The sequence below is a fragment of the Planktotalea sp. genome (assembly GCF_049680325.1).
Classification (GTDB): domain Bacteria; phylum Pseudomonadota; class Alphaproteobacteria; order Rhodobacterales; family Rhodobacteraceae; genus Planktotalea.
Map to the genome: position 1 here is coordinate 1 of NZ_JBAUHO010000196.1, position 8,118 is coordinate 8,118.

Here is an 8,118-nt window from a genome sequence, read left to right on the forward strand (position 1 = left end):
GGCCAAGGTCGTGCGCGCACCGATTTCTGTAGTGATACCTGTGTTGAATGCGCAGCATGTGTTGGCGGGCTGCGCTGCTTCGCTCATGGAGGGGGTTGAGGCAGGGTTGATCCGCGAGTTGATCGTCAGTGATGGTGGTTCTGATGATGACACGCGTCGTATTGCAGATGAAATCGGTGCGGTCTGGATTTCAGGCGCTGCGTCGCGCGGTGGGCAATTGAAGCGGGGCTGCGAGATTGCGCAGGGCACGTGGATAATGGTGCTGCATGCAGATACGCAGTTGGAGCCTGGCTGGAGCGCGGTTGCGCGCGCGCATTTAACCCTCGAAAAGGCTGGGTTTTTCAAGCTGGCTTTTGGCAGTGGCGGGGTGCCTGCGCGCCTTGTTGCTGGATGGGCGAACCTGCGCTCGGCTTTGTTCGGCTTGCCTTATGGGGATCAGGGGTTGCTGGTTTCGCGCGCTTTGTATGATGCCGTTGGTGGATTTCAGGACATGGCTTTGATGGAAGATGTTGCCTTGGCGCGGGCATTGAAAGGGCAGCTTCGTGCCTTGGATGCGCGCGCGATGACCAGCGCCGCCAAATATGAGAGCGCAGGGTGGCTGCGCCGTGGGGGGCGCAACCTTTGGACTTTGGCGCGCTATTTTGCAGGGGTGCCGGTTGAGCGATTGGCGGCTACTTATCGAAAGCCTTAGCGCGGCATCGGCGCGCGCGATGAGTTTATCGGCAAAATGAAGGGCGCGGCGTTACGCTTTGGCTTGCAGCGCATGCAGGGAGGCGTAGGTTTTATCTGCTTTGAGCAGGGTTTCATGCGTGCCGCTTTCCAGCACGCGGCCTGCCTCCATGACGATGATTTGATCTGCGCTTCGGATGGTTGACAGCCGGTGGGCAATGACAAGCGTTGTGCGCCCTTCCGAGAGGCTCTCAAGCGCGGCCTGCACCACGGCTTCGGACTGTGCATCCAGCGCTGATGTCGCTTCATCAAGCAGCAGGATAGGCGTGTCGCGCAGCAGTGCGCGCGCGATGGCGACGCGCTGGCGTTGCCCGCCCGAAAGAGCGGAGCCGCGCGGGCCGACAGCACTATCAAGCCCGTTCGGGAGCTGGGGCAGGAAGTCTGTGACATGGGCCGCATCCAGCGCGGTTTGCAGCATTGCTTCGCTGACGTCGGTGCGCCCGAGTAGAATATTCTCACGCAGGGTTTCGTCGAAAAGCAAGGCGTCCTGCGAGACGACCGAGAAGAGATCGCGCAAATCGCCAAGCGCCATATCGGTGACAGGAATACCGTCAATCAGCGCTGCGCCGCTTTGCGGGTCTGTGATACGGGTCAGCACGTTGAAAATAGTGGACTTGCCAGCGCCCGAGGGGCCGACAAGCGCGGTTGTTTTTCCCGCATGTGCGGTGAATGTGGTGCCGCGCAGCACGGTCGTATCGCCGTAGTTGAGCGTCACATTTTGCAAGGTGATTTCAGGCGTGCCAAGCGGGGCAGGCACCGGGTTGGCCGGCGTTTTGTGAACCGGTTCAAGCGCAAGCAATTCCATCACCCGCTCGATACCAGCCGCCGCTGCTTCCCAGACACCGGTGATCGTGCCAAGGCGGCGCAGCGGCTCAAAGGCAAAACCGAGCGCGGTGAAGAAGGCCATGAATTCGCCAACCGTCTTTTCACCAGAGATGATTTCGCCGCCGCCATAGATCAACACGCCGAGAAAGCCGACACCTGACATGGCGTCGATCAAACCGGGGATTGCGGCCTTGCCGAGGGAGGTTGTTACCTCAACCTCGACGCGCTGTGCATTGAGTTTGGCGTAGTGGCGCGCCTGATAGTCCTCAAGGCGGTTGAGTTTGACCGGCACGATGCCGTGAAACACTTCATCAAGACGCCCGGATTGACGCGCGGCGACCTGATGGGCTGTGCGCGAGTGGCGGCGCACAAAGCGTTGCGCGATAAGCGAGGGCAGGACCAGTAAAGGCACACCTATCAGCGCTACGGCAGTCCAGCGCCAATCCACGCTCATGGCAACGCCGAAGAGAACGATGACGGCGACAAGATCACGGCCTGCACCAGTGATGATCGCATTCCAGACCTGGCTTACCGCAGAGACATCCCCGATCACGCGTTGCATCAAGGTGCCGGGGGCGTTGACCTGATGAAAGCTTACATCGAGGCGCATCAGGTGGCTCAGCAGATCAGAGCGCATATCCGCTTCGGATTGCTGCGAAATGCGGGTCAGGATCACTTTTTGAATGACCGACGCGGCCGCGCGCACCAGAAATATCCCGAGAATGACAATGCCGACCCACCAAAGCGCTGATTGATCCCCTTCAAGGAACACCAGATCGAACATCGGTTTCATCATCCAGCTGAGTAGCCCCAGCATGGACCCTTCCAGCGCCATGAAGATGGTTGCCAGCAAAAGCATCCAAAGATGGCGCTTCAGGTAGCTCTTCCAGAGCCAACGCAGCAGGGTGCGCGAAGAATGATCGACCTTTGCCATATCAGGCAATCTGCGCGGGCGGGGTCTTGCTGTCAAAGCCTTCCTGGATAACGTCATTATCGTATTCGGTGCGAATCCAGGTTTCAAAGTCGATGTCGCCCTTGGCCTGACGCGCCTCGAACACATCCAGGATGTAATCCTGCACGCCTGTCTTGCTCCATTTGATATGGATGAACTTCAGCGACAGTTGCTCACGCGCTTTTTGCACAGGCACGCCATCAAAAATCATCTGGTACATCGCCGCGCAAAACCCTGCACGGTCTGCACCAGACTTGCAGTGGAACATGAAAGGACGCTGCACTGTGCGCATCAGATCAATCACCGCGACGATATTTTCGCGATCCGCAGCTGTACGCGCCCAAAGGCGCGTGTTGTGCAATTTGAGCCCGAGAATTCGGCAGCTTTCTTCTTCAAACAGGTAATGCGCGCGCGCATCTGTGCCGCGCAGGTTGATGACGGAGACTATTCCCATGTCGCGGTATTTCATGAACCGTTTGTGAGTGGGTTGGTTCGAACGCCAAACCCCGTCAGACACGGGATAGAAGTTCGTCCAGAGTATCCGCAGAAACGAATGATCGAACAGGTTGAAATGCCAAACCGATTTGCGACGTTCAACCGGGTCTGTGATGTCATTGCCAAAGGAATAGCGCCAGTTGCGTTCCCAATCGCTGATTTTTTTCCCGAGTGTCTTGAGCATCCGAATGTCCTGCCTGAAAGGAGCGTTGTGCGGCATGTAGACCTTGACGCTGCGCGGTGCAAGCGCACGAGCCGTTGACGGCACCGCGCGGGTCGGTAGTGTCAGCGCCATTCGTATTGGAGTTTCTTTGATGTCACTTGCTCAAGGCCGCAGCTATCTTGCTATTCCCGGTCCCTCTGTCGTCCCCGACGCCGTCCTGCGCGCGATGCACCGCGCGTCCCCTAATATTTACGAGGGCGAGCTGGTAGAAATGACCGCAGGGATCATTCCCGATTTGCGCGCTGTTGCGCGCACGCAGCATCACGTTGCGATCTATATGGGCAATGGTCATGCGGCTTGGGAAGCGGCGTTAAGCAATGTGATTTCCGCGGGCGATCACGTGCTTGTGCCCTCCACGGGCCGGTTCTGCGTTGGTTGGGGCGAAATGGCGACAGGGCTTGGCGCCGAGGTCGAGCTAATGGAATTCGGCACCAAGACGCCAATGGATGCCGATGCGATTGAAACGCGCCTACGCGCCGACAAAGAGCATAGGATCAAAGCGGTCCTTGCGGTCCACGTGGATACGTCAACCTCGATCAAGAACAACATTGCCGAGGTGCGTGCCGCGCTGGACGGGGCAGGGCATCCCGCGCTGCTGATGGTGGATTGCATTGCATCGCTTGGCTGCGATCGCTTTGAAATGGATGCTTGGGGCGTAGATATTATGGTCACCGCCAGCCAAAAGGGGTTGATGGTCACGCCGGGCCTGGGGTTCGTCTTCTTTAATGATCGCGCAGACGCCGTGCGTGCCAAGATGACCCGCGTTAGCCGCTATTGGAATTGGACACCGCGCGCGAATCCCGAGAAGCTGTTTGAATATTTTGGCGGTACGGCACCGACCCACATGCTTTATGGTCTGCGCGCAGCGCTCGATATGATCCACGCCGAGGGATTGGAGGCCGTCTGGGCGCGCCATGAAACCCTTGCCCGCGCTTATTGGGCCGCTTGTGAGGCATGGGGGCAGGGTGGCCCGCTGACGCTAAACGTGGCAGATCGCGCGCATCGCTCGCACGCGGTTACAGCTTTGCGTCTGGGTGCGCCGCATGGCACCGGTTTGCGCCGCTGGACGGAACATCAGGCTGGCATGACGCTCGGCATCGGGCTGGGCATGTCGGAAGAGGGGGATCCAAATGGCGATGGCTTTTTCCGCATCGGCCACATGGGACACGTAAACGCGCATATGGTGCTTGGCACGATCGCCACGATGCAGGCGGGCTTTGATGCGTTGGGCCTGCCCTACGGCGCAGGAGCGCTGGATGCCGCAACCAAGGTCATTTCGGGGAAAGCCTAACCGCAAATAAGGGTTACACAGAGCGCGCTGCTTTCAGCGCCTCTGGCAATGCCTGTTCAAACCGCTGCAACTCAACTTCGGGACCACAGCTGACACGGATACAGCGGCTTTGCGGTGCAACAAAAGGCATGCGCACAAAGATACCGCGCGCGATCAACTCGCCCAGAACGCGCCGCGCAAAGGCGTCATCGCCGCCGCAATCAATGGCAACGAAATTCGTGGCAGAGGGCAAATGCATCAAACCGTTCTGCGCCGCGATTTGCGCGATGCGGCGCTTTGCTTCGGCGACACTTGCCTTGATCGCGTCCAGCCCCGCCTGATCCTTCAACGCAGCCAATGCTGCGATCTGCGCAATGCGGTTCATCCCGAAATGGTTGCGGATTTTCTCGAACGCGAGGATCAATTCTGGCGCGCCCATTGCGTAACCAACGCGCATCCCTGCAAGGCCGTAGCCCTTGGAAAACGTGCGCATTCGAATGACCGCAGGATGATCTATGGCGATATCCGGAATAGCATCTTGCGGCGCGAACTCGACATAGGCTTCATCCAGAATGAGCAGGCAACCTGCCGGCAGTCCCTCGATCATAGCCTCAATAGCTTTGGCGCTGATATAGGTGCCCATCGGATTGTCCGGATTGGACAGATACACCAGCTTCGCATCGACTTCGCGCGCTTTGGCAAGCAATGCATCGGGATCTTCGAAATCACCCTTGTAGGGCACCTTGTGCAGGACACCGCCAAAACCGGCGACATGATAGTTGAACGTCGGATAGGCCCCGTCAGAGGTAACGACCGCATCGCCCGCACCAACGACCAGGCGCACCACATAACCAAGCAACCCGTCGATGCCTTCGCCAACAACGATGTTCTCGCGCGCGGCCCCGTGATGATCGGCAATGGCGCTGCGCAATTCATAACTTTCAGGCTCGCCGTACATCCAGGCCTCATGCGCATGGGCTTTGATCGCCTCCAAAACCGCAGGGGCGGGACCAAAGCCATTCTCGTTTGCGCCAAGCCGCGCATCAAAGCGCGCGCCTCGGGCGCGTTCTTGCGCCTCGGGTCCAACAAACGGGACAGAGGCAGGCAGGGTCTGGGCGAGAGCGGTGTAGCGTGGGTATGTCATAGGCAATTGCGTAATGCGCGGGCCTGAACAGGGCAAGGTTGAAATCGCGGGCTGCCGTTATTACATGAGAATCATTCGCAACAAGGGAGGGCAGGACATGAAACTGACCCGAAGAGGATTTATCGCAAGTGCTGTCGCCGCTGGGGGCGTGCGCGCGCTGCCGCAAATTGCTGCCAAAACAGGCGGGCGCAGGATCTTGACGCTGGTCTATGACAAATCGCTTGGCATGATGCGCGCGGTTGAACGTTTGGTGCCCTGACGTTCCGCTTTCCATTTTCGCGGGCTTGGGGCTAGCTTAGGGTCAGCCAAAAGGAGCCAGCCCATGCCACGCGTCACCACAACCATCAAAGACCACATCGCCCACGTTGAACTGACGCGCGGGGACAAGATGAACGCCGTCGATCCTGATATGATCGCAGGCATTATCGAGGCGGGCGAGGCGCTGCGCGGCAACACTGACGTGCGCGCCGTTGTTTTGTCAGGGCAGGGCGATGCGTTCTGTGCGGGCCTTGATGTGGCCAGCTTTTCCGCCCTTGCGGGGGGGGATCCGAATGAGCTGATTATGAAACGCACCCACGGCGCATCAAATGACTACCAGCATGTCTGCATGGTCTGGCGTCAGCTTGAAATGCCGGTCATCGCTGCGCTGCATGGGGTTTGCTTTGGGGCTGGCCTTCAAATCGCGACGGGTGCGGATTACCGCATCGCACATCCTGCCACGCGCATGGCGATCCTTGAAATGAAATGGGGGCTTGTGCCGGACATGGGCGGCATGGCGATCTGGCCCAAACTGATGCGCGAGGACGTGCTGAAACGCCTGACCTATACAGGCGCGGAATTCACAGGGGCAGAGGGCGTTGATTACGGCCTTGTCTCTGAAACCTCCGAAGCGCCGTTAGAAACTGCAATGGCGCTCGCCAAGCTGATCGCTTCCAAAAGCCCCTCCGCCGTGCGCTCGGGCAAAGCCTTGGTGCATTTCGCAGGCATCAATGACGAAGCGGCCGTTCTATTAGAAGAATCGCGCGCGCAGGCCGCGCTTATCGGCACGCCCAACCAGATGGAAGCGGTCATGGCCAACATCCAGAAACGCGCGCCCAAGTTCACCTAAGGCCGCGCTGCTTCTCTGGTCCTGAAATACCTCGGGGGAGTCCATCTTAATGGACGGGGGCAGCGCCCCCACCACTACCCCAGCTCAGCCAAACGCGCCAAAGCCTCTTTCAGCTGCGCTTCTTCCTCTTCGCGCAGCGCAAGATTTGCTTGGGTTTCCTCAACCACTTCGGGCGGGGCAGAGGCGGCAAAATTGGGGTTCTTCAAACGCCCGCGCAATCCGCCCAACTCTTTGGCCAGTTTGCCCAGCGTCTTCTCCAAACGCGCCTTTTCTTCATCCACATCGATAATATCCGCAAGCGGCAAGCCCAGGGTGGCCCCCTCAAGCGGCACAGTCGCGCAGCCCTTCGGGAAAGCCTCAACAGCGCTCAGGCTATCAATGCGGCCCAATCGTTTAATCAGGGCCTCGTTGTTATCCCACGCCGTGCGCGCGGCATCGCTCATGTGCGATGTAACGACAGGCACCTTCAAACCCGCAGGCACATGCATCTGCGCACGGGTAGACCGCACCGCTTCAATTGCCGAAATCGCCCAGTTCATTTCTGCATCCGCTGCGCTATCGACCAGATCAGCCGCCGTATAGGTTGGCCAATCCGCGTGAATCAGCATCTTTTGACGCTCGGACAGCGTGCCCCAAAGCTCTTCGGTCACGAAGGGCATGATCGGGTGCAGCAGGATCATACATTGATCCAGAACCCAGCGCATGGTGCTTTGGGTTTCCAGCTTGGCCGCTGCGTCGTCGTCGCTTTGCAGCAAGGGCTTGGCGAATTCCACGTACCAGTCACAAACCGTGCCCCAAACGAAAGAGTAGAGCGCGGAGGCGGCGTCATTGAAACGATAGGCTTCCAGCGCCTCATCCACGGCTTCGCGTGTCTTCGCGGTCTCGCCGACGATCCATTTGTTAACCGTTGCATGCGGGTTGGCGGGGCGCTCAGCTGCGCCGTCCGTGTAGACGTCATACATTTCAGCAAAACGGCAAGCGTTCCAGAGTTTGGTGCCGAAATTGCGATAGCCCGCGATGCGCGTTGTATCCAGTTTCAACACGCCGCCCATCGAGGCCATCGCCGCATTGGTGAAACGCAGCGCATCGGCGCCGTATTCGTCAATGATTTCAAGCGGGTCCACCACGTTGCCTGTGGATTTGCTCATCTTTTTGCCTTTGGCGTCCCTTACGAGGCCATGCAGATAGACGGTGTCGAAGGGCACTTCATCCACGACCGCAAGCTGCATCATCATCATGCGCGCGACCCAGAAGAACAGGATGTCTTGACCTGTGATCAGGGTCGAGGTCGGGAAGTATTTGCTCAACTCATCCGTCTGCTCAGGCCAGCCGAGCGTGCCGATAGGCCAGAGGCCAGAAGAGAACCATGTGT

Annotated in this window: 8 protein-coding genes; 4 read left to right on the forward strand and 4 right to left on the reverse strand. The window is 58.8% G+C overall.

Annotation, left to right across the window (positions count from 1 at the left end; genetic code table 11):
• Positions 1–10: 10 nt before the first annotated feature.
• On the forward strand, positions 11–691 hold the full coding sequence (locus WBC85_RS08800) for a TIGR04283 family arsenosugar biosynthesis glycosyltransferase (RefSeq protein WP_424435473.1): 681 nt from the start codon (positions 11–13) through the stop codon (positions 689–691).
• A 51-nt stretch (positions 692–742) separates the two neighbouring features.
• Here the strand turns inward: WBC85_RS08800 and WBC85_RS08805 are convergent, their stop codons facing one another.
• Together WBC85_RS08805 and WBC85_RS08810 are read right to left on the reverse strand one after the other, a co-directional pair.
• Positions 743–2,488 (reverse strand): ABC transporter ATP-binding protein, encoded by a 1,746-nt coding sequence (locus WBC85_RS08805; protein ID WP_424435476.1) that lies wholly within the window; start codon positions 2,486–2,488, stop codon positions 743–745.
• A 1-nt stretch (position 2,489) separates the two neighbouring features.
• Positions 2,490–3,296 carry a tyrosine-protein phosphatase gene (locus WBC85_RS08810; RefSeq protein WP_424435455.1) on the reverse strand — a complete coding sequence of 269 codons (807 nt, stop codon included), beginning with the start codon at positions 3,294–3,296 and terminating at the stop codon, positions 2,490–2,492.
• 19 nt (positions 3,297–3,315) lie between these two features.
• Here WBC85_RS08810 and WBC85_RS08815 point away from each other — a divergent pair, with 19 nt between their 5' ends.
• Positions 3,316–4,515: a pyridoxal-phosphate-dependent aminotransferase family protein gene (locus tag WBC85_RS08815; RefSeq protein ID WP_424435458.1), complete on the forward strand. Its 1,200-nt coding sequence runs from the start codon at positions 3,316–3,318 to the stop codon at positions 4,513–4,515.
• A gap of 13 nt (positions 4,516–4,528) precedes the next feature.
• Here the strand turns inward: WBC85_RS08815 and WBC85_RS08820 are convergent, their stop codons facing one another.
• Complete coding sequence (locus WBC85_RS08820; protein WP_424435461.1) at positions 4,529–5,638, reverse strand: pyridoxal phosphate-dependent aminotransferase; 1,110 nt, start codon at positions 5,636–5,638, stop codon at positions 4,529–4,531.
• Between the two features lie 97 nt (positions 5,639–5,735).
• Between WBC85_RS08820 and WBC85_RS08825 the strand changes: the two genes are divergently transcribed.
• A complete protein-coding gene (locus tag WBC85_RS08825; protein WP_424435464.1) occupies positions 5,736–5,897 on the forward strand; it encodes a Tat pathway signal protein in 162 nt (53 codons plus the stop codon).
• Positions 5,898–5,960: 63 nt separating this feature from the next.
• Positions 5,961–6,746 (forward strand): crotonase/enoyl-CoA hydratase family protein, encoded by a 786-nt coding sequence (locus WBC85_RS08830; RefSeq protein WP_424435467.1) that lies wholly within the window; start codon positions 5,961–5,963, stop codon positions 6,744–6,746.
• Positions 6,747–6,820: 74 nt separating this feature from the next.
• Here WBC85_RS08830 and WBC85_RS08835 read toward each other — a convergent pair.
• The coding region (locus tag WBC85_RS08835; RefSeq protein WP_424435470.1) for a class I tRNA ligase family protein at positions 6,821–8,118 on the reverse strand (1,298 nt) is incomplete at its 5' end.

Coding starts and splice junctions, on each gene's coding strand:
- WBC85_RS08825 (WP_424435464.1), top strand. CDS start 5,736: ATGAAACTGACCCGAAGAGGATTTATCGCAAGTGCTGTCGCCGCTGGG.
- WBC85_RS08830 (WP_424435467.1), top strand. CDS start 5,961: ATGCCACGCGTCACCACAACCATCAAAGACCACATCGCCCACGTTGAA.
- WBC85_RS08815 (WP_424435458.1), top strand. CDS start 3,316: ATGTCACTTGCTCAAGGCCGCAGCTATCTTGCTATTCCCGGTCCCTCT.
- WBC85_RS08820 (WP_424435461.1), bottom strand. CDS start 5,638: ATGACATACCCACGCTACACCGCTCTCGCCCAGACCCTGCCTGCCTCT.
- WBC85_RS08810 (WP_424435455.1), bottom strand. CDS start 3,296: ATGGCGCTGACACTACCGACCCGCGCGGTGCCGTCAACGGCTCGTGCG.
- WBC85_RS08805 (WP_424435476.1), bottom strand. CDS start 2,488: ATGGCAAAGGTCGATCATTCTTCGCGCACCCTGCTGCGTTGGCTCTGG.